The sequence below is a fragment of the Xanthomonas euvesicatoria genome, assembly GCF_013112235.1.
Taxonomy (GTDB): Bacteria; Pseudomonadota; Gammaproteobacteria; order Xanthomonadales; family Xanthomonadaceae; genus Xanthomonas; species Xanthomonas euvesicatoria.
This window is the reverse complement of record NZ_JABFFS010000001.1, coordinates 238,279-258,505: the sequence shown is the minus strand read 5'-3', so window position 1 is coordinate 258,505 and position 20,227 is coordinate 238,279. Positions and strand designations below refer to the sequence as shown.

Below are 20,227 nucleotides of genomic sequence, written 5' to 3'. Positions count from 1 at the left end.
GCTGAATCTTGTGCTGCGTACACTGCGGCTCTCCCACGCACGAGGCCGTCCGAATGTTTCCGTATCCGCTGGTGATCTTCGACCTGGATGGCACGCTGGTGGACAGCGCACCCAATATCGCCGAGGCTCTCAACGGCACATTGCAGGAGCTGGGGCTACAGCAGTTCAGCCAAGCCACGATCCGCAGCTGGATCGGCGAAGGCGTCAAGGTATTGCTTGCCACCGCATTGCGCGAAGCCGGCAGCACGCGCGATGCCGATGGCGAAATGCCGGTGATGATGCGCCATTACGAGGCGAGCCTGCTGCACGACCCGCAGTTGTACCCGGGCGTTGCCGAGGCGCTGGCCGGCCTGCGCGATGCGGGCGCCACGCTGGCATTGTGCACCAACAAACCTGCGCGTTTTATCGCGCCGTTGCTGGAGCATCTGGGTATCGCCGCGCATTTCAGCCGTGTGCTCGGGGGCGATTCGTTGCCACAGCGCAAGCCCGACCCTGCACCGCTGCTGCAGCTTGCCAGTCACTTTCAACGCAGCCCGCAACAGTGTTTGATGGTTGGCGATTCGGCCACCGATGCCGCCGCCGCAAACGCCGCGAACATGCCGCTGGCGATGGTGCGTTACGGCTACCTGCGCGGTTTCGATGTGCAACGCGCCGGTGCCGTGACCATCGTCGACGACATGCGTGAACTGCTCGCGTTGCGCTGACCTACGCGCGCACCACGGATCGACCGATGCGGCGGCGTGCGTTACGGCCGCAGGCGCAAGCTCGGGCGTCTGCGCTGAAGCGGGAGATTGTGCAACAGCGACCTGTGCCGCTGAGCAGCCAGCACCCAAGACACGGTGGTGAGCCATGCATGCCGACCGGTGCGTGTCGTCGCAGGACCTTGCGCTTCAGGCTCTGAAACGGGCCATGCGTAGTGCGACGCGAGGCTGCATGCATGAGCGCGCGTATGGGCCAGCTGGCTCGATCAGCCGATTGCCGGGCGCTGCCGGCCGATTCAATCCTCGCCTGCTCGCTCTGCATCCGCAGCGTCGTAAAGGTCGGTTGCCGTATCCGCGTCGCCGTGCGTATCGTCGTTGTCGGCGCGCACATAGTGCACGGTTTCCACCGGCCCGCCGACGGCACGGCCGCGCACCGGCAGCAGCGCGCTGGCCGCTTCGTATTCGGCGAGCAAGGCATGCCGGCGCGCTTCGGGCACGTCCTGCCAATGGCAATCGGCCAACGCGCCTTCCAACGAATACAGCAGGTTGAGACTGGGCTTGAAGCCCGCGCGGCGCACCTTGACGAATGCGCCCACCGCACCCACCGCTTGCAGGTCCTGCTGCGTGCGCAGCCCGACCTGGCGCAGCCATGCCGCGCTTTTGGGCCCGATGTTGCGCATCCGCTCGGTGGTCACGCCAGCGCGTCTACGAAGAGTTGCGCAATGGCTTCCAGGCCACGTTGATCGTCGGCATCGAAGCGGTCCAGCTCCGGGCTATCCAGGTCCAGCACGCCGATCAGCGCATCGCCTTTGACCAGTGGAATCACCAGCTCCGAGCGCGATGCCGAATCGCAGGCAATATGCCCGGGGAACGCGTCCACATCGGCAATGCGCTGGCTCTGCCGGGTACTGGCGGCCGCACCGCACACGCCCTTGTCCAGCGGGATGCGCACGCACGCCGGCAGGCCCTGGAACGGCCCCACCACCAGCTCGCGGCCGTCGTAGAAGTAGAAGCCGGCCCAGTTGAGCGACGGCAACGAATGGAAGATCAGCGCGGCCAGATTGGCGGCATTGGCGATCCGGTCCGGCTCGCCGTGCACCAGTGCCTGGGCCTGGGCGGTGAGCTGGGCATATTGTTCCGGCTTGCTGCCGGTCAGCGAAGAGGTGGCGAACATCGGCAAAGTTTAGCAGTGGCCGTCTTGCAGCGTGGTTGCGATCGGGCAAGGAACGCGCAGGAGCTTTCCAGCACTGAGTCGCGATCATTGGCCGAGGCAGCCAGCGGCGCGCACAGGGGCAACGTGGCCCCGCAGGCAAACGACAACCAACCGTCCTCAGCCGCACGTGCAGTGCGCACGGTATGCTGCGCGCCCTCACGGCAATGGCGGCGCGGCCGCAGGATCAGGCGTATGCAGCATCCAGCTTTTTATGTCACCGGCACCGATACCGGCATCGGCAAGACCATGGGCAGCACCGCGCTGTTGCACGCCTTGCGCGCACGCGGCCATCGCGCCGTCGGCATGAAGCCGGTGGCCAGCGGCTGCGAGCACACGCCGCAGGGTTGGCGTAACGAAGACGCGCTGGCGCTGCAGGCGGCCAGCGATCCGCAGCCGGACTACGCCACGCTCAATCCCTACGCCTTGCCGGCGCCGCTGGCACCGGAACTGGCGGCGGCCGATGTCGGCGTAACGCTGGCGCTGGAGCCCATCGCACACGCGTTCGCGCAATTGCGCACGCAGGCCGAGGTGGTGGTGGTGGAAGGGGTGGGCGGGTGGGCCGCGCCGCTGAGCGCGACCCTGGACCAAGCCGATCTGGTGCGCGCCTTGCAGCTGCCGGTGGTGCTGGTGGTCGGCGTGCGGCTGGGCTGCATCAACCACGCGCGGCTCACTGCTGCGGCCATCGCCGCCGATGGGCTGCAGTGCATCGGGTGGATCGCCAATGAAATCGATCCGCAGATGGAGCGCATCGAAGAGAACATCGGCATGCTGCGCCAGCGCCTGGCGATGCCGTGCTGGGGCCGGATCCCGTGGCGGGCGGGCGCCGACGCTGCCGCCCAGGCACACGGGCTGCAGTTGCCGCGCTAGCTGGCACGGCGCGCTCGCGCGGGCAATAAAAAAGCCCAACAGAGGGAGGGATCTGTCGGGCCGGATTGCACGGGGGGAGGGACCCATGCAAAGACGCTGAATTTATTGGCGCTTACTTACGCCGGGTCTTGCCAGATGCGCCGGCCTGGTCGCTGCCGTTTTCGAACTGCTGCTTGGCAAACTGCCCAAGCTCGCTGGACATCTTCAATCCCAGCCCGACCACTTCCTGATTGACCGAGGCCAGGCGTTCCAGGTTGTCGCGCGCAACCTGCAAGCCTTTCGGCCAGAGCGTCTGGTAGGCGCCCAGATCGCGCGCCTGCGCGAACTCGCCGAAGAAGCTGCTGGTCGCGTTGACGTTGCGTTCCAGCGTCTCCAAGGCCAACTGGTTGGCACGTGCTGCGACAGACGCGAACTGACTGGTGAAGCTGTTTTCGAACTGCGCCGACATTGCGAACCCCTTGGGGAAAGCCGTGACCGTTTGTTGCGTTGCAGCATACGCCGAAGTTGCTGCGATGCAACACGTTTCCTGAAGATTTTCCAAATGTGCGTAGAAGCGCTTTAACATCAACAGCTTAGCCGGCCGCTCAAAATGAGAAAAGCCGCCAGCTGGCGGCTTCAGGTCACCCCACTGCGCTGCCGCTCAGCCGCGATAGCGACAGCCGGAGGTGCAGGTCTCGTGCACCACGATCTCGCTCAGCTGCGGCAGCGCCGGCTTGAGCTGCTGCCAGATCCAGATCGCCAGGCGTTCGCTGGTGGGGTTTTCCAACCCTTCGATGTCGTTGAGGTAATGGTGGTCCAGGCGGTCGTAGATCGGCTGGAAGGCCGCCTTGATGTCACCGAAATCCATGATCCAGCCGGTCTCGGCGCCGGGTTCGCCGCTGACATGCAGCTCGACGCGAAACGAATGGCCGTGCAGGCGCGCGCATTTATGCCCAGGCGGCACGTTGGGAAGCCGGTGCGCGGCTTCCAGGGTGAAGACCTTGAAGATGTCCATGATGGTGGTTCGGCAAGCAGGAAGAGGGAGGGATGCGTGACTGCACAGGGCAGGATCCCGCAAGAGACCGGGCAGGCCGGGACGGACAGAACAAGGGCCGCATCGCGGCCCTTGTTCTCAGCGCATGCCCAGCGCTCAGGCGCCGCGGTTGGCCGGACGGCCATTGCCGCCACGTCCACCATCGCGACGGCCTGCGCCCGCGCCAGCGTTGGCCTGACGCGGCCCGCCGCTGCGCTGGCCACCCGGCTTCTTCGGGCCGGCATGCGCATGCGCCTGACGCGGTGCATCGCCATGTGGACGACGGGCGTGGCTCTTGCGCGGCGCGCGCTCGCCACCCGGCTGCTCGGCGCGACCCGGCGCGCTGTTGCCCCAACGGATCGGGGTCTGCGGCTCGTAGCCCGGCACGTCGCGGATTTCCACGTCGCGGCCCAGCATGCGCACGATCTGGCGCAGCAGCTTGGCTTCGTCCTGCGCCACCAGCGAAATCGCCTCGCCGGTGGAGCCGTTACGGCCGGTGCGGCCGATGCGGTGCACGTAGTCCTCGGCCACCATCGGCAGGTCGTAGTTGATGACCTTCGGCAGCTGGTCGATATCGATCCCGCGCGCGGCGATATCGGTGGCCACCAGCACGGTCACCCGGCCTGCCTTGAAGTCGCTCAGCGCGCGCATGCGCTGACCCTGGCTCTTGTTGCCATGGATCGCCGCGGTCTTGATGCCGGACTTCTCCAGGAACAGCGCCAGCTTGTCGCTGCCGTGCTTGGTGCGCGCGAACACCAGGGTCTGCTCGCGGCTGTCCTGCGCCAGCAGGTGCAGCAGCAGATCGCGCTTGCGGGCGCCATCGACCGGGTGCACGCGGTGGGTGATGCTCTCGGCCACGGTGTTGCTCGGGGTGACCTGGATCTGCATCGGGTTGCGCATGAACTCCAGCGCCAACTGTTTGATGTTCTCTTCGAAGGTGGCCGAGAACAGCAGCGTCTGACGGTCCTGGCGCGGCAGCTTGGTCAGGATGCGCTTGATCGACGGCAGGAAGCCCATGTCGAGCATGCGATCGGCTTCGTCCAGGATCAGCACTTCGATGCCGGACAGGTCCACGCTGCGACGTTCGATATGGTCGATCAGGCGGCCCGGGCAGGCGATCAGCAGGTCCACGCCACGACGCAGCGCATCGAGCTGGTTGCCCATGCCGACGCCGCCATAGATCACCGCGCTGGGGATACGCAAGTACTTGCTGTAGCCGCGCAGGCTGTCGTGCACCTGGGTGGCCAGTTCGCGGGTGGGGGTCAGGATCAGCGCGCGCGGCTTGCGCGGGCCGTTGACGGTCTGCGGCGCGGTGCCCAGGTGCTGCAGCAGCGGCAGGCCGAAGGCAGCGGTCTTGCCGGTGCCGGTCTGCGCGCCGGCCAGCAGGTCGTGACCGGCCAGCACCAACGGGATCGCCTGCTGCTGGATCGGGGTGGGGGTTTCGTAGCCCTGCTCGGCCAACGCGCGCAGCAGGAAGGGCGCAAGGCCCAGGGATTCAAAAGACATCAGGAAGCTCCAAGTAAAGCGTCGCCGCCAAGCCAAGCCCGGAGCGCAAACGCATTGCAGATGCAAGAAGGTGAGGCTCGGAGCGTTCCCGTGAACCGCGCTGCGAGATGGTGGATCAACCCGATCAAGGAGCGATGGGTTTGTCGGCACCACGAAAGGCGTCGGGTGGGGCGGGCGAGCGGATCGATCGATCCTGGCCTCGCCGGCTGTCCCTAAGGGAAACGGACGGCCGCATGCAGACCCGGCAAGTGTACTCGCGTTTGGCGCGCTGCACAAAATCGCGGTTTCGCGGTTGTGGTCACGGTCAGTTGTTTCAGGTGCAACCAGTAGTGCGGCAGGCCGTACAATCGTCCGATCAGCCACAGCACAGGATGGTCATGAAGCTAGGTTCCCTGAAGGAAGGCGGCCGCGACGGCAGCCTGATCGTGGTCTCGCGCGACCTGCGCACCGCCGTGCGCGCCACCGGCATCGCGCCCACGCTGCAGCGCGCGCTGGAGGACTGGAGCAATGTGGCGCCGCGCTTGAATGCCTTGTCGGCCTCGCTCAACGATGGCAGCGCCGACGGCGTGTTCGATCTGGATGTGCAGGCCTTGGCCGCCCCCTTGCCGCGCGCCTACGAGTTCGTCGACGGCAGTGCCTACCTGCCGCATGTGGAGCGGGTGCGCCGCGCACGCAATGCCGAAGTGCCGGAAAGCTTCTACACCGACCCGCTGATGTACCAGGCCACCAGCGCCGGCTTCTATGGCCCGCGCGATGCCATCAAGGTGATCAGCGAGGACTACGGCATCGACCTGGAGGCGGAGATTGTGGTCATCACCGACGACGTGCCGATGGGCGCCTCGCCCGAGCAGGCGGCCGCGCATATCCAGTTGGTGGGCCTGGTCAACGATGTCTCGCTGCGCAACCTGATTCCGGCCGAGCTCGCCAAGGGCTTTGGTTTCGTGCAATCCAAGCCGCGTTCGGCGCTGTCGCCGGTGTTCGTCACCCCCGACGAGCTGGACGATGCCTGGCGCGACAACAAGGTGCATCTTCCGCTGGTCACGCACGTCAACGGCGCCTGGTTCGGCGCGCCCGAAGCCGGCAACGACATGCAGTTCGACTTCGCCCAACTGATCGCCCACGCCGCCAAGACCCGTCCGCTGTCGGCCGGCACGATCGTGGGCTCGGGCACCATCGCCAACCAGGACACCGCCTTGGGCGCCTCGTGTTTTGCCGAGCAACGCGTGGTCGAGACGCTGCGCGACGGCAAGCCCAGCACGCCGTTCATGGCGTTCGGGGACATGGTGCGGATCGAGATGTTCGATGCCCGTGGCGCCAGCATCTTCGGTGCGATCGAACAGCGCGTCGAGCGGCAGCCGCTGCCATGACCTGCGGCGCAGCGACGGCAGGCGGTCGCGTATGAGCGCGGCCCTGGAGCTGTTTTCGTACTGGCGCTCCAGCGCGGCGTATCGCGTGCGCATCGGTCTTGGGCTGAAGGTGCTGGATTACATCGCCCGCCCGGTGCATCTGGTGCGCGATGGGGGCGAGCAGCACGCGCCGGCCTATGCGCAACTCAATCCGCAGGAACTGGTGCCGACGTTGCGGCATGGCGATGTGGTCATCACGCAGTCGCTGGCGATTCTGGAGTATCTGGAAGAGGCATTCGCGCGCACCACGGCGCTGCTGCCGCGCGCGCCTGCCGAACGCGCCCGGGTGCGCGCATTGGCGCAGCTCATCGCCTGCGATGTGCACCCGCTCAACAACCTGCGCGTCATGCAGGTGCTGGAGCGCGAGTTCGCGCTGGAGGGCGCACAACGCCAGCAGTGGACACGGCGCTGGATGGAGCGGGGCTTTGCGGCACTGGAAACGCAGCTGGCGCGCGATGCGCAGACCGGGTGCTTCTGCCACGGCGATGCACCGGGCCTGGCCGATTGCGTGCTGATCCCGCAGCTCTACAACGCGCACCGGTTCGAGGTCGATCTGGCGCCGTATCCGACCCTGCGGCGCATCGAGCAGGCCTGCCTGCAGTTACCGGCCTTCGACGCGGCGCGCCCGGAGATGCAGGCCGACGCGGTGGGCTGAGGGCAGGCTGTCACAGCCCTCATCCGCCCTTCGGGACCTTCTTCCGTGCCACGGGAAAAGGGCAGGCAATCACCCGGTTCGGGCAGTCGGCGTCACGCCAGGCGACAACGAAATGTAAGTTTGAGAGCTTCGGCACCGGCACCTGAAAGCACCGTGCGAGCGCCGATCCCTCCCTTCTCCCGCAGGAGGGAGGCCGCCGGCCTTTTCCTCCTGCCGCAAGCGGGGCGCCGATCTCGTCCTTATCCGCAAGCGGGAGAAGGTGGCGCGCAGCGCCGGATGAGGGCGCCGGTTGCATCGGCATCGCGAATGCGGAGCACGTCGCAGAGTTCGCTCTTAACCACCAGGATCCAGCGGCCCCCCGGTGCCGCAAGATCACCGATCGTCGCCGCCAAACCGATTAGATGAACCCGTGACTGATCTTCGGTGCCGCGGCCGCTTCGTAATCCGCATACGGGTCGTGCTCGCCGGAGCCGCCCTCGGAGAGACGGAACTTCAGCGCCAGGCCGTCGCGCGAGTCGGCCGCGCGCAGTGCTTCTTCCTGCTCGATTTCGCCCGACTTCACCATCCGGAACAGGCATTGGTCGAAGGTCTGCATGCCTTCTTCCAGCGACTCTTCCATCGCTGCCTTGACCTCGTGCACCTGGCCGCGCCGTAGCAGGTCGCGGATCATCGGGGTATTGAGCAACACCTCGGTGGCGGGGCGGCGGCGCCCGTCCACGCCCTTGACCAGGCGCTGGGAGACCACTGCGCGCAGATTCAGCGCCAGGTTCATCAGCACGTTCTTGTGCGCGCTTTCCGGGAAGAAATTGAGGATGCGCTCGATGGTCTGGTCGGCGTTGTTGGAGTGCAGCGTGGCCAGGCACAGGTGGCCGGTTTCGGCGAAGGCGATCGCCGCCTCCATGGTTTCGGCGTCCAGGATCTCGCCGATCAGGATCACGTCCGGCGCCTCGCGCATGGCGTTCTTCAGCGCGCTCTGGAAGGCGTGCGTGTCCAGGCCCACCTCGCGCTGGTTCACGATCGACATCTTGTGCTTGTGCAGGTATTCGATCGGGTCCTCGATGGTGAGGATGTGCCCGGTGGTGGTGCTGTTGCGGTGGTCGATCATCGACGCCAGCGAGGTCGACTTGCCCGAACCGGTCGAACCCACCACCAGCACCAGCCCGCGCGGGGTCATGATGACGTCCTTGAGCACCTGCGGCAGGTTGAGCTCTTCGATGCTGGGAATCCGGCTGCGAATGGCGCGAATCACCATGCCCACCTCGCCGCGCTGCTTGAAAACGTTCACGCGGAAACGGCCGGCATCGGGCAGGGCGATGGCCATGTTGAGCTCGAGCTCGCGTTCGAACTGCGGCACCTGGCCTTCGTCCATCAACGAGTAGGCGATTTTCTTGACCATTCCCGGCGGCAACCCCGTATTGCCGAGCGGGTAAAGCTTGCCCTCGATCTTGATGTACACCGGCGCGCCGGTGGTCAAGAACATGTCCGAGGCATTCTTTTCGGTCATCAGCTTCAGGAAGTAGCCGATATCCATGCGCAATGGTTCCCCAACAAACAGCAGCGTCTCGTTGCAAGTCCGCCGCAGGCTTCCGACAATGGCCGTGCTCGAGACTTCTCGCTACGGCTCCCCTAATGACGGCTAGCTTCGCATACTTGCGGCGATCCCTGTATGGCATCGCCTGTTTCATGGTCCTTTCCTCTCCGGCCGCCGCCCAGGTGGCACCGGAGCTCACCGCCGCCGAACAGGCCGTGCAACGCGCCACCCAGGCCGATGCCGACCAATACGCCCCAGACCTGATCAACCTGGCCCGCCAGGAATTGATGCAGGCCCAGCAGGCGCAACTGGACAAGCGCCAGCGCAAGCAGGTGCCCCAGATCGCCTTGCGCGCCGCCGCCGACGCCGACCTGGCCAAGGCCCGCAGCGAAGAAGCGGTGGTCACCGCTCAACTGGAACAGCGCAGGAAGGAAGTGGCGCAGTTGCAGAACACCCTCAATACCGGGGAGGGCGGCCGATGAAACTGCGCCCCCTGCTGTATCTCGGTGTGTTGAGCCTGGTCACGTTGCCGCCGCTGGCGATGGCGGCCAAGGACGACCCGCAGGCCGACGCGCTCAACCGGCGCCTGGCCGCACTACAGAACGACCCGCAGACCAATGATCTGGCGCGCTTTGAGCGGCTGCAGGCGCAGCAAAGCGTGGCTGCGCTGGCCGAGGCCAAACGCCGCGACCGCGACGAGCTGGTGTTTCTGGCCGACCGGCGGGTCGAAATCGCCGAACTCACCGCCCGTACCGCGCTGGCGCGGCGCGAATTGGACCGCCTGGAAGGCACGCGCAACGACTTGCTGATCGAAGTCAGTCGCCGCGATGCCGCACGGGCGCGCCAGGAAGCCGAACGCCTGCGCGTGCAGGCGCAGATCCAGGCCGAGGCCGCCGAGCAGGCACGCCAGGCCGCCGAACAGGAAGCGCTCGCCCGCCAGGACGCCGAGCTGGCGTTGACCAGCGTGGCCGGCAAGCAGACCGCCAAGCTCAACGCGGCCCAGCAGAAGGCGGTGCAACTGGCGCATGAGGAGGCCGAGCTGGTCGCCGGGGCCAAGCTGCCGGCCGCCAAGTTCGACAGCCGCGGCGAAGTGTTTTCCCTGGGCAGTGGCGCCTTCGGTGGCAAGGCGGCGTTGTCCGGGGATGCCGCCGGGCAGGCCAAGGCATTGGCCGAATATCTGAACATCGGCAAGAAGGGCCGGGTCAGCATCGTCGGCTTCGACACCGATGCAGCCATTGCCAAGAAGCGTGCCGAAGCACTGCGCGATGCGTTGGTGGCAGGCGGCGTGTCGGCCTCGCGGCTGCAGGTCACCGGCACCAAAGGCGCGGCCAGCAAGACCCGCGCGGCCGAGGTCGTTGTCGCGCCCTGATGTCGTTCATTGCAAGTGATTGGAAGTTAAGGGCTTTTAACCGGTGCATGACGCCTGGTTGAACCGCGGTCACTGATTGAGGCAGGGAACGGCAAATGCGGCCGTTTCGGTCTTGAACCCCCTCCGCGACCGGCGTAGGGTCTTACCTCCGGGCAGCAACTCCGCGGCCCGGGAAGTACGGAGGGCCGGGCCAGTGATGCAGAGGCACGCAGCGAGACAACATGGTGGAGCAGTTGTTGGTGGTCCCGCCGGTGTGTCGGCCTTTGCAACGCGTTGGTCTTCCATCCCCAAGCTGCGCCCCGTGCCTTCGCTGGCCGGGGCGTTCTTGTTTTAAGTGAAGGAGGTAACGCCATGTTCGAAGGGCAACCGCAGACCGAAATCGACGCATTGATGAAGTCCGATCCCCAGTTCAAGCAGCTCTACCAACGCCACAAGCTATTGAACAAGAAATGCATGGATGCCGAACTCGGGGTGCTCCCGATCGACGACGTGACCTTGGGCCAGATGAAGCGCGAGAAGTTGCAGGCAAAAGAAAAGCTCACCCGGATGTACGACCAGCTCACCCACTGATCCTTCCCCACCGTTAGAACAAGTTCACCGTCGCGGGCGGTGGCGGCCTCCTCGTCGGCTTGCCACCGTCCGCGTCTTTAGTTGGAGTGGCGTTTGCTGGCGGGGGCACATCGGCGAACGGTTGAGCCTGTTCGTTCATCGGCCTGTGCAATCGGTTCAATGCTGAATGAGCATTCCCCGGCGGTTCGTCGGATAATGACCGGCCTAGCCCGCGTGGCGCAGCGACGATATCCCGATGGCGATTCATTCCTCCGTACTCGAACTGATTGGCAACACGCCGATCGTCAAGGCCCAGCGCCTGGACACCGGCGTCTGCGAGCTGTTCCTCAAGCTGGAGGCGAATAATCCTGGCGGATCGATCAAGGACCGCATCGGTCTGTCGATGATCGAAGCGGCCGAGCAGCGCGGCGATCTCAAGCCCGGCGCCACCCTGGTGGAGGGTACCGCCGGCAACACCGGTCTGGGCTTGGCCCTGGTGGCGCAGCAGAAGGGCTACCAGTTGATCCTGGTGGTGCCGGACAAGATGAGCCGCGAGAAGATCTTCAATCTCAAGGCCATGGGCGCCAACGTAGTGCTGACGCGCTCGGATGTGGCCAAGGGCCACCCCGAGTACTACCAGGACCTGGCTGCCAGGATCGCAGCCGAGACTCCCGGCGCCTACTTCATCAACCAGTTCGGCAACCCGGACAACCCGGCCGCGCACGAATTCGGCACCGGCCCGGAAATCCTGGCGCAGATGGGCGGCCAACTGGACGCCATCGTGTTCGGTTGCGGCAGCTCCGGCACCATGACCGGCCTGTCGCGCGCCTTCGCCAGCGCCTCGCCCCACACCGAACTGGTATTGGCCGACCCGGTCGGTTCGATCCTGACCCAGTACATCGAAGAGGGCACGGTCAGCGAAAAGTCCGGCAGCTGGTTGGTCGAAGGCATCGGCGAGGATTTCCTGCCGGATATCTCCGACTTTTCGCGGGTCAAGAAGGCTTATTCCATCAGCGACGCGGAAAGCTTCCATACCGCGCGCGAGCTGCTGGCCAAGGAGGGCATCCTCGGCGGCTCGTCCACCGGCACCCTGCTGGCTGCGGCGCTGAAGTATTGCCGCGAGCAGACCACGCCCAAGCGCGTGCTGGTGTTCGTCTGCGATACCGGCAACAAGTACCTGTCGAAGATGTACAACGACTACTGGATGCTCGACAACGGCTTTTTGGAGCGCCCGCAACATGGCGATCTGCGCGACCTGATCCTGCGCCCTTACAACAAGCGCGACACCGTGGTGGTGGGCCCGAAGGATCTGCTGACCACCGCCTACCAGCGCATGAAGCTGTACGACGTCTCGCAGTTGCCGGTGATCGACGATGGCGAGCTGGTAGGCATCGTGGACGAAAGCGACGTGCTGCTGCATGTCTATGGCGACGAATCCCGTTTCCGCGACCCGATTTCCACTGCCATGGTCAGCAAGCTGGATCGTCTGGACGTCGCGTCGCCGATCGAAGCGCTGCTGCCGGTGTTCGACCGTGGCCAGGTCGCCATCGTCATGGACGGCACGCAATTTCTTGGCTTGATCACCCGCATCGACCTGCTCAACTACCTGCGCCGTCGCGTGCAGTGATCGTGCAGTAATCCGGCACTGCCGCGCGCTCGGATGAGACGCGCGGCACGGGCCATTCAGACCTGCTTGTTACAATCGCCCACTTTTTCGGGAACCTCCATGTCCAATCGCACCACTCATAGCCATGACGGCGAGCGCGCGCTGTCGCTTGCAACGCTGGCGATCCATGGAGGGCAGTCGCCAGATCCGAGCACCGGCGCGGTGATGCCGCCGATCTATGCGACGTCCACCTATGCGCAGTCCAGCCCCGGCGAGCATCAGGGCTTCGAATATTCGCGCACCCACAACCCCACGCGCTTCGCCTACGAGCGTTGCGTTGCCGCGCTGGAAGGCGGTACGCGCGCATTTGCGTTCGCTTCCGGCATGGCTGCCACCTCGACGGTGATGGAGTTGCTGGATGCCGGCAGCCACGTGGTGGCGATGGACGACCTGTACGGCGGCACCTTCCGCCTGTTCGAGCGCGTGCGCCGTCGCACCGCCGGCCTGGATTTCAGCTTCGTCGACCTGACCGACCCGGCTGCCTTCGAAGCTGCAATCCGCCCCGACACCAAGATGGTGTGGATCGAAACCCCGACCAACCCGATGCTCAAGCTGGTCGATATCGCTGCCATTGCCGCGATCGCGCGCAAGCACGGCCTGTTGATCGTGGTCGACAACACGTTCGCTTCCCCGATGCTGCAGCGCCCGCTCAGCCTGGGTGCGGATATCGTCGTGCACTCGGCCACCAAGTATCTCAACGGCCACTCGGACATGGTCGGCGGCATCGCGGTGGTTGGCGACAACGCCGAGCTCGCCGAGCAGATGGCGTTCCTGCAGAACTCCATCGGTGGCGTCCAGGGCCCGTTCGACAGCTTCCTCGCCCTGCGCGGCCTCAAGACCCTGCCGCTGCGCATGCGCGCGCATTGCGAGAATGCCCTGGCGCTCGCGCAATGGCTGGAAACCCACCCTGCGATCGAAAAGGTCATCTACCCCGGCCTTGCTTCGCACCCGCAGCATGCGCTCGCGAAAACCCAGATGTCCGGCTTCGGCGGCATCGTCTCCATCGTCCTCAAGGGCGGCTTCGACGCAGCCAAGCGTTTCTGCGAAAAGACCGAATTGTTCACCCTGGCCGAATCGCTCGGTGGCGTGGAAAGCCTGCTCAACCATCCCGCCGTCATGACCCACGCCTCCATTCCGGTTGCCCGCCGTGACCAGCTTGGTATCAGCGATGCGCTGGTGCGGTTGAGTGTGGGGATTGAGGATGTGGGGGATTTGCGTGGGGATTTGGAGCGGGCGTTACAGCCTGAAGCCTCGTAATGACCGTGACTGCACCATCGATCCTGTCGCGGGTTCGCGCTATTGCACTGGGGCCATTTGATGCGCTAATCGGGCGTAGGGATTTGACCAAGGAACTTGCAAAACGCGAAGTTCTGGGGCGTTATCGCGGGGCCAGTTTTGGTTTATTGTGGTCACTGATTAGTCCATTTCTGCTGCTGATCGTATACACAATTGCATTCGGTTCAATTATGAAAAGCCGGTGGCCCGAAGTCGCTGCAGGACAATCGCATTTTTCCCTAGTGCTTTTTGTAGGGTTAATCGTTCACGGCTTCTTTGCAGAATGCCTAATGCGTTCCCCTCACCTAATCATGGGTAATCCCAATTTCGTCAAGCGCGTGATCTTTCCGTTGGAGATATTGCCTTGGCCAATGGTGGCTTCAGCGTTATTCCACGTGTTGATGAACACCTTGGTGTTCGCAGTGCTCCGTCTGTTGCTGGACGGACAAATGGTATGGACCATCGTGCTTCTTCCTATTGTGATGCTCCCTCTGGTCGTCCTGGGGCTCGGAGTGTCTTGGTTTCTGGCTTCTTTTGGTGTGTATTTTCGAGATGTCACGCAGGTAACGGGGGTTCTGTCAACGGCCCTGCTGTTTCTTTCTTCGGCAATGATTCCACCTCAAGCCATTCCGGAAAACATGAAGCTAGTGTTTCTGCTGAATCCGTTGACCTTCATCATTGACCAAGCGCGGGAAGTGGCCCTCTGGGGCAATCTGCCGGATTGGTCTGGGCTTTCTATATATCTATTGCTAGCGATGGTGGCTTTCTACGGTGGGTTTGTTTGGTTCAGGGCGACGCGCAAGGGGTTTGCGGATGTCATCTGAACCGGTGATTGAAGTCAGAAACGTAGGTAAGGTCTTTCCAATCTATCAGAAAGCCCACCATCGTCTCATGCAGATGCTGAGTCCGCAGTCACGGAAGGCAAAATGGTTCCGTGATTTTCATGCGTTGCACGGAGTCACATTCGAAGTGGGTAAAGGGGAAAGTGTTGGTATTGTCGGCCGAAACGGCTCCGGAAAATCGACACTTCTTCAAATAATTTGTGGAACCTTGTCGCCCACTACGGGCTCCGCCGAGGTCAATGGACGGGTTGCTGCACTGTTGGAATTAGGCGCCGGCTTCAACCCGGAATTCACGGGTCGCGAAAACGTCTTCGTTTACGGATCGGTGCTCGGATTGTCCAGACGTGAAGTCGAAGATCGCTTCAACAAAATTGAGGACTTCGCCGACATAGGTCAATTCATCGATCAGCCGGTGAAGACCTATTCCAGTGGTATGTTTGTCCGGCTCGCCTTCGCGGTCGCGATCAACGTGACGCCTGACGTGTTAGTTGTGGACGAAGCGCTAGCTGTGGGCGACGCCAAGTTTCAGTCAAAATGCTTCGCCCGCTTGCGCGAGCTGCGCGAACAAGGGACATCAATCCTTTTCGTGTCGCACTCCACTGAGCAGATCGTCACCCACTGCGACCGTGCGATCCTCCTTGATGGGGGACATCTTTTAATGGATGGAGCACCTAAGGCAGTTGTACATCAGTATCTTGATCTTCTTTTCGGCACGAGTCGAGCATCAGAGGGGCCTGCATCGCGTAACGACGCGTTTCTCGAACCGCGCGATGGAGAGAATCCATTTTTAGGGCAACCGGCCGAGGGAACGGATCCTTTTTCACAGCACGCCAACTATAACCCCCACGAATACCGCTGGGGTGATGGCGGCGCAGTGTTGCAGGACTTCCATCTGCAGATTGGTGGGGCCAACTTCCCACAGATTGTATCCAGTGGAAAATCAGCGCGTTTGAGCCTAGCTCTTCGCTTCGTGCAGGAAATACAGCGCCCCATCATTGGCATGACGCTGAAGAACACTGAAGGGGTAACGGTTTACGCAACAAATACCGAGATGCAGTCCGTCAAGGATATGGTGGAGATCGGAAGCGCTGGTACATCGGTAAGGATCGACATCGATTTCCAGTGTTTCCTGGGGAGCGGTGATTACTTTATATCAGTGGGCGTCGCCAGTCGAGTTGGAGACGATGTTATTCCCCATGATCGCCGGTATGATGCCATTCATTTTCAAGTTATATCCGAAGGCTTCGTTGGTTTTAGCGACGTGCGGGCCGCTATTCGTCCCGTGCTGTAGTCGAATAAGGAATGTCATAAATGTCTAAGTTTTCTCCCGGCATCGAAAATAATTATAACTACAACGGGGAAGTGTGGGTTCCCAATAGTCGTGCCCAGGAGTTTGGCTATACGGACGGAGACGAAGCAGAGGAACGTATCTCTGAGTCCATTTCGGGTTGCGATGACGTATCTCTTTTTTCGCGATCACTACAGGAATATCAGACAGACTGGCCGTCGCGTTACCACTTGAGCGCTGGACGCGCGAATCTACTGCGTCCGATATCCGATCTGCTAAAGGGACGAGTGCTGGAAGTCGGCTCTGGATGCGGCGCGATATCACGGTATCTCGGCGAGATAGGTGCATCGTTGACTGCGCTTGAAGGTAGTAGTCGCCGTGCGCAGATCACGGCATCTAGATGCCGTGATCTGCCAAACGTAAGAGTTGTAAACGACGTGCTCGAAAACTTCTCGTCCCAGGAGGAGTTCGATGCTCTGACACTTATCGGAGTTCTGGAATATGCCAACGTCTACGGACAGTCCAGTGAGCCGGCGCTAGCGTGGTTGCAGAAAGCGTACTCGTTGCTTGCAGATGATGGTTGCCTGATCGTCGCTATTGAGAATCAGCTTGGTCTCAAGTACTTCGCTGGAATGCCAGAGGACCATGTTGGCAAGCCGATGCATGGCATCTCCGACAACTACGACGAAAAAACCGTTGCGACGTATGGGCGGTTGCAGCTCATTGAAATGTTGCGTTCCGCAGGCTTCGAAGGCTGCGAGCTGCTGCTTCCATTTCCTGATTATAAGTTTCCTACTGTGGTGCTCGCGCCCGGTGCTTATGACGGTTCATATCCGGAATTCGATGCAGGTGCGTTAGCTGCTCAAAGCGCTATCGCTGACCCGCAGCTGCCCCACGCCCCGTTGTTCTCGCTTGAGCGCGCTTGGTCGGTCATCGCTCGTAATGGGCTTCTGCCCGATATGGCGAATTCCTTTTTATTTGTCGCCAGGAAAAAGGCTAAGCCCGTAGGCAGTGTGCCACCGGGCAGCACGCTGGCGCATCACTTTGCCACCAACCGACTTCCGATGTTCTGTAAGCATGTCCAATTTCAGGCAAAAAGCGACGGGGTCGGAATAGAGGTTGTACCCAAGCGTCTACTGAATGACGACAGCTTAGAGCTATCTCGGCCAATCAGAATGGAGCTGAAGGCCTCGGAATACGTTCCTGGTCATTTGCACAGCCGTACCCTGGAAAAGATCGTGAGTCGAGATGGTTGGCGCGCGGCAGAGATCGCAGAGTGGCTTATGTTTTGGAAAGATGCCCTGTTGCGGGGCGTTGCTGCTTCGCAGGATGCATCGAGCGAGTCGGGGTTTTTGCCCGGATGGGCGCTTGACGCGTTGCCGCGAAACCTCATGATCGATCAGAGTGGCGCCGCAGAGTTTATCGATCTTGAGTGGATATGGCACGGTCGGCTTGAACTGTCTTATCTCTCCTACAGGGCCCTTGTAGGCTCAGTGACGTCACTGGTTGCAGTTGGCATTCCGGAAGATATTTCCCATCTTCATGTGCCTGTCTTGCTGCGGACGGTCATGCAAATCATCGGGTCACCGATCGACGAGACGGACATTGAGCGATTCATTGAGTTGGACGGGGTCGTAACACGGCTTGTATATGGCCGCGACAGTGGATTGATCTTCAAGAATTTTACGGGCCTGTATCTGCGTTCGCTTCCCGATGTAGAAAAGATGTCCGGCGACTGGAATGCGGTTAAGGCAGATGCAGCTGAGCGCATCGCAAGCGTCTTGCACTCGGCAGAAACCGAGCGTGCAGCCAACCTCGCTAAGGAAGCCCAATTTCTTCAGGAGCTGTCCGAGCTGCGTGTCGAGCTGGAAGATAAGGATGTAGAACTTACGGAGTTAAGAGGCCAGCGAGCCGATCAAGAGCTAAAGCTAGAGAAGTTGACACATCTTGCTGAGCAAGCTCGCGTGAATGAACAGAGATTAGAGCGTGATCTAATTCAATCGAGAGATACGATAGAAGCGTATACGGAGCTCGTGGCATTGGCTGCATCACGCGCCAACGAGCTGAATGAAGTGTATTCCTCGACAAGTTGGCGTATTACCATGCCGTTGCGGGTCATGAGAAATATACTTCGCCTACGCTCCGCCAAAGAAAATTTAGGGCGTGGGTTGCGCAAGATTTATTTGAAGGTTCCAATTTCAATTAGTTCTAGACAACTACTTAAAGCGACCTTATTTAAGTTGTTTCCGTGGCTGTTTTCTAGAACAAACGCTTACCGGAGCTGGTATGCCTGCCGACATCTTGGTGGGAGGCCTTTGGCGCCGGCTGCTCCACATATAGAAGATGCGTCGAACGTGGGGACCGCCCATGCTCGCTACGTACGGTCGGTACTTCAGCTTCCCAATTCACCCTCCAATGACTACGTGCCTATCGCCGCGACGGCTGATAAACAACAAGGTGCGGCTCGCGTGATTGCGTTTTACTTGCCGCAATTCCATCCCATTGCTGAGAACGACGAGTGGTGGGGTCGCGGCTTCACTGAATGGACCAATGTCGCCAAGGCTGTTCCGCAATTTATTGGGCACTATCAGCCCCATTTGCCTGGTGAGCTAGGCTTCTATGACCTGCGCATTGTTGATGTGATGCGTAGGCAGGCCGAGCTGGCCAAACTCTATGGCGTAGAGGGGTTCTGCTTCCACTATTACTGGTTTGCCGGTAAACGACTGCTCGAGCGGCCACTAGATCAGCTGCTTGCTTCCGACATTGATTTGCCATTTTGTATCTGTTGGGCCAATGAAAACTGGACGCGACGCTGGGATGGTCTCGAGAATGAAGTGCTTATCGCACAGGATTACGGTCCTGAGGACGATCTTGCCTTCATAGAGACGTTGGAGCCCTTGCTCCGCGATCCACGCTACATACGGGTTGATGGGCGGCCGCTTGTGATTCTGTATCGACCGTCCTTGTTGCCTGACGCAGCGAGTACTCTTGACCGGTGGCGCACTCACTGCCGCGAATCTGGCGTCGGTGAGTTGTTTCTGTGTATGGTTCAGTTCGATAAACTCGATCCGCGTGAGTATGGGTTTGATGCTGCTGTCGAGTTTCCACCGCACAAAGTGGCAGCTGGTCTGCCTTCCATCAACAGTGAGTTGGAGATCATCAATCCTGGTTACCAAGGTAGCGTTGTCGATTACGCCAATGTTGTTGATAAGGCACTGTCGGAGGTCAAGCCAGAATTTGACCTGATACGTGGCGTGTTCCCATCATGGGACAACGACGCCCGCAAGCCAGGTCGTGGCTACACCGTAGCTCGTTCAACTCCTGCCCGCTATCGTACGTGGCTGCGCGGAGCGATCGATTATTCAAGAAAGTTCCCCGTACGCGGGGAATCACTCGTTTTTGTCAATGCGTGGAACGAGTGGGCCGAAGGGGCCCATCTTGAGCCTGATCGAAAGTATGGCTACGCTTACCTCGAGGCAACCCGGCGAGCTCTGAGGCGCCCCGTAATGCCAAGGACCCCTGAGCGAGTCGCTGTGGTTATTCATGCGTTTTATCCTGAGATTCTTCCTGAAATGCTTAAGGAGCTTCAGTCATGGGATGTGCCGTACTTTCTAATCATTTCTACCGTTGCTGACAAGGCAGATGAGGTAAGAGGATATCTTGCTGATTTGTCAGTCGTGGCAGATGTGCGTGTATTCGAAAATCGAGGGCGAGACATCCTGCCATTCCTCGAAATCATGAAGGATCTTCGCGGACGCGAGAGCCTTGTCCTAAAGCTGCACACAAAGCGGTCTCTTCACCGCCAGGACGGTGAATCGTGGCGGCGTGACATGCTTGAGAAGTTGCTCGCACCTAAGGTGGCATCCGAAATTTTTGCTGCCTTCAGAGAGCAGGAACGCTTGGGTCTAGCCGCGCCAGAGGGGCATATTCTTTCGATGACAACGTATTGGGGTGCAAATGCTGACACAGTGCATAGGCTCTCCAAGCAAATGCATGTCGATCCGGTCAATCCGGTTACCGCCATGTTCGCTGCTGGTTCAATGTTCTACGTCCGCCCTGAGGCCATCGATTCGATTATGGATCTAGACCTTCGAAGAGAAGACTTCGAGCCTGAGGCTGGCCAGGTTGATGGCACACTGGCGCATGCGATCGAGAGGTGTTTCAGTCTCGCCGTCTGCTCAACTGGTTATTACATTGCTTCGAGTAATCTGCCAATGGTTGAGGCATACGAGCCTTTTGAAACATACGCATATGCCGATCCGGCACCGTGAAAGTATGTAGAGGATCCACATCTTCAGCTCAGTGTTCGATCTGCATTGTTTTGAATGATTTACGATATGTGGCCTG

18 protein-coding genes are annotated in these 20,227 nt (G+C 61.3%); 12 read left to right on the top strand and 6 right to left on the bottom strand.

The window, feature by feature from the left end:
- Positions 1-53 precede the first annotated feature (53 nt).
- Entirely contained in the window at positions 54-704 is a 651-nt protein-coding gene (gph, locus tag HLH45_RS00950) for a phosphoglycolate phosphatase (RefSeq protein ID WP_008571014.1), read from the top strand.
- A 293-nt stretch (positions 705-997) separates the two neighbouring features.
- On the opposite strand, the gene HLH45_RS00945 is transcribed toward gph, so the two are convergent.
- Both HLH45_RS00945 and HLH45_RS00940 read right to left on the bottom strand, forming a co-directional pair.
- Positions 998-1,396, bottom strand: a complete 399-nt coding sequence (locus HLH45_RS00945) for a TfoX/Sxy family protein (protein ID WP_008571013.1) — start codon at positions 1,394-1,396, stop codon at positions 998-1,000.
- Positions 1,393-1,875 (bottom strand): free L-methionine (R)-S-oxide reductase MsrC, encoded by a 483-nt coding sequence (locus HLH45_RS00940; protein WP_005920832.1) that lies wholly within the window; start codon positions 1,873-1,875, stop codon positions 1,393-1,395. Before HLH45_RS00940 ends, HLH45_RS00945 begins: the two co-directional genes overlap by 4 nt.
- 231 nt (positions 1,876-2,106) lie before the next feature.
- Here HLH45_RS00940 and bioD point away from each other — a divergent pair, with 231 nt between their 5' ends.
- On the top strand, positions 2,107-2,781 hold the full coding sequence (gene bioD / locus HLH45_RS00935) for a dethiobiotin synthase (protein WP_014091105.1): 675 nt from the start codon (positions 2,107-2,109) through the stop codon (positions 2,779-2,781).
- A gap of 112 nt (positions 2,782-2,893) precedes the next feature.
- Here bioD and HLH45_RS00930 read toward each other — a convergent pair whose 3' ends face one another.
- The 3 genes from HLH45_RS00930 to HLH45_RS00920 all read right to left on the bottom strand — a co-directional run bounded on the left by HLH45_RS00930 (position 2,894) and on the right by HLH45_RS00920 (position 5,299).
- The gene (locus tag HLH45_RS00930; protein WP_008576902.1) at positions 2,894-3,229 is read right to left on the bottom strand and encodes a phasin family protein; all 336 of its coding nucleotides are present in this window, start codon (positions 3,227-3,229) and stop codon (positions 2,894-2,896) included.
- A gap of 192 nt (positions 3,230-3,421) precedes the next feature.
- The gene (queD, locus tag HLH45_RS00925) at positions 3,422-3,775 is read right to left on the bottom strand and encodes a 6-carboxytetrahydropterin synthase QueD (RefSeq protein ID WP_008576903.1); all 354 of its coding nucleotides are present in this window, start codon (positions 3,773-3,775) and stop codon (positions 3,422-3,424) included.
- Positions 3,776-3,910: 135 nt separating this feature from the next.
- Positions 3,911-5,299: a DEAD/DEAH box helicase gene (locus tag HLH45_RS00920; protein ID WP_008576904.1), complete on the bottom strand. Its 1,389-nt coding sequence runs from the start codon at positions 5,297-5,299 to the stop codon at positions 3,911-3,913.
- A gap of 308 nt (positions 5,300-5,607) precedes the next feature.
- Between HLH45_RS00920 and HLH45_RS00915 the strand changes: the two genes are divergently transcribed.
- Both HLH45_RS00915 and maiA read left to right on the top strand, forming a co-directional pair.
- Positions 5,608-6,666 carry a fumarylacetoacetate hydrolase family protein gene (locus tag HLH45_RS00915; RefSeq protein ID WP_171309826.1) on the top strand — a complete coding sequence of 353 codons (1,059 nt, stop codon included), beginning with the start codon at positions 5,608-5,610 and terminating at the stop codon, positions 6,664-6,666.
- A gap of 31 nt (positions 6,667-6,697) precedes the next feature.
- A complete protein-coding gene (maiA, locus tag HLH45_RS00910) occupies positions 6,698-7,360 on the top strand; it encodes a maleylacetoacetate isomerase (RefSeq protein ID WP_008576906.1) in 663 nt (220 codons plus the stop codon).
- A 397-nt stretch (positions 7,361-7,757) separates the two neighbouring features.
- Here the strand turns inward: maiA and HLH45_RS00905 are convergent, their stop codons facing one another.
- The gene (locus HLH45_RS00905) at positions 7,758-8,891 is read right to left on the bottom strand and encodes a PilT/PilU family type 4a pilus ATPase (protein ID WP_008576907.1); all 1,134 of its coding nucleotides are present in this window, start codon (positions 8,889-8,891) and stop codon (positions 7,758-7,760) included.
- Between the two features lie 98 nt (positions 8,892-8,989).
- Between HLH45_RS00905 and HLH45_RS00900 the strand changes: the two genes are divergently transcribed.
- From HLH45_RS00900 to HLH45_RS00865, 8 genes are all read left to right on the top strand, one after another.
- The gene (locus HLH45_RS00900; protein WP_033479204.1) at positions 8,990-9,373 is read left to right on the top strand and encodes a DUF4398 domain-containing protein; all 384 of its coding nucleotides are present in this window, start codon (positions 8,990-8,992) and stop codon (positions 9,371-9,373) included.
- On the top strand, positions 9,370-10,260 hold the full coding sequence (locus HLH45_RS00895; protein ID WP_008576909.1) for an OmpA family protein: 891 nt from the start codon (positions 9,370-9,372) through the stop codon (positions 10,258-10,260). Before HLH45_RS00900 ends, HLH45_RS00895 begins: the two co-directional genes overlap by 4 nt.
- A gap of 351 nt (positions 10,261-10,611) precedes the next feature.
- A complete protein-coding gene (locus HLH45_RS00890; RefSeq protein WP_003484103.1) occupies positions 10,612-10,830 on the top strand; it encodes an HP1242/YdcH family protein in 219 nt (72 codons plus the stop codon).
- Positions 10,831-11,065: 235 nt separating this feature from the next.
- Complete coding sequence (locus tag HLH45_RS00885) at positions 11,066-12,436, top strand: pyridoxal-phosphate dependent enzyme (RefSeq protein WP_008576911.1); 1,371 nt, start codon at positions 11,066-11,068, stop codon at positions 12,434-12,436.
- Positions 12,437-12,535: 99 nt separating this feature from the next.
- Positions 12,536-13,732: a cystathionine gamma-synthase gene (locus tag HLH45_RS00880; RefSeq protein ID WP_008576912.1), complete on the top strand. Its 1,197-nt coding sequence runs from the start codon at positions 12,536-12,538 to the stop codon at positions 13,730-13,732.
- The gene (locus HLH45_RS00875) at positions 13,732-14,574 is read left to right on the top strand and encodes an ABC transporter permease (RefSeq protein ID WP_008576915.1); all 843 of its coding nucleotides are present in this window, start codon (positions 13,732-13,734) and stop codon (positions 14,572-14,574) included. The genes HLH45_RS00880 and HLH45_RS00875 overlap by 1 nt, the downstream gene beginning before the upstream one ends.
- Positions 14,564-15,883 carry an ABC transporter ATP-binding protein gene (locus tag HLH45_RS00870; protein WP_033479206.1) on the top strand — a complete coding sequence of 440 codons (1,320 nt, stop codon included), beginning with the start codon at positions 14,564-14,566 and terminating at the stop codon, positions 15,881-15,883. Before HLH45_RS00875 ends, HLH45_RS00870 begins: the two co-directional genes overlap by 11 nt.
- A gap of 20 nt (positions 15,884-15,903) precedes the next feature.
- The gene (locus tag HLH45_RS00865) at positions 15,904-20,151 is read left to right on the top strand and encodes a glycoside hydrolase family 99-like domain-containing protein (protein ID WP_008576919.1); all 4,248 of its coding nucleotides are present in this window, start codon (positions 15,904-15,906) and stop codon (positions 20,149-20,151) included.
- Positions 20,152-20,227: the final 76 nt, after the last annotated feature.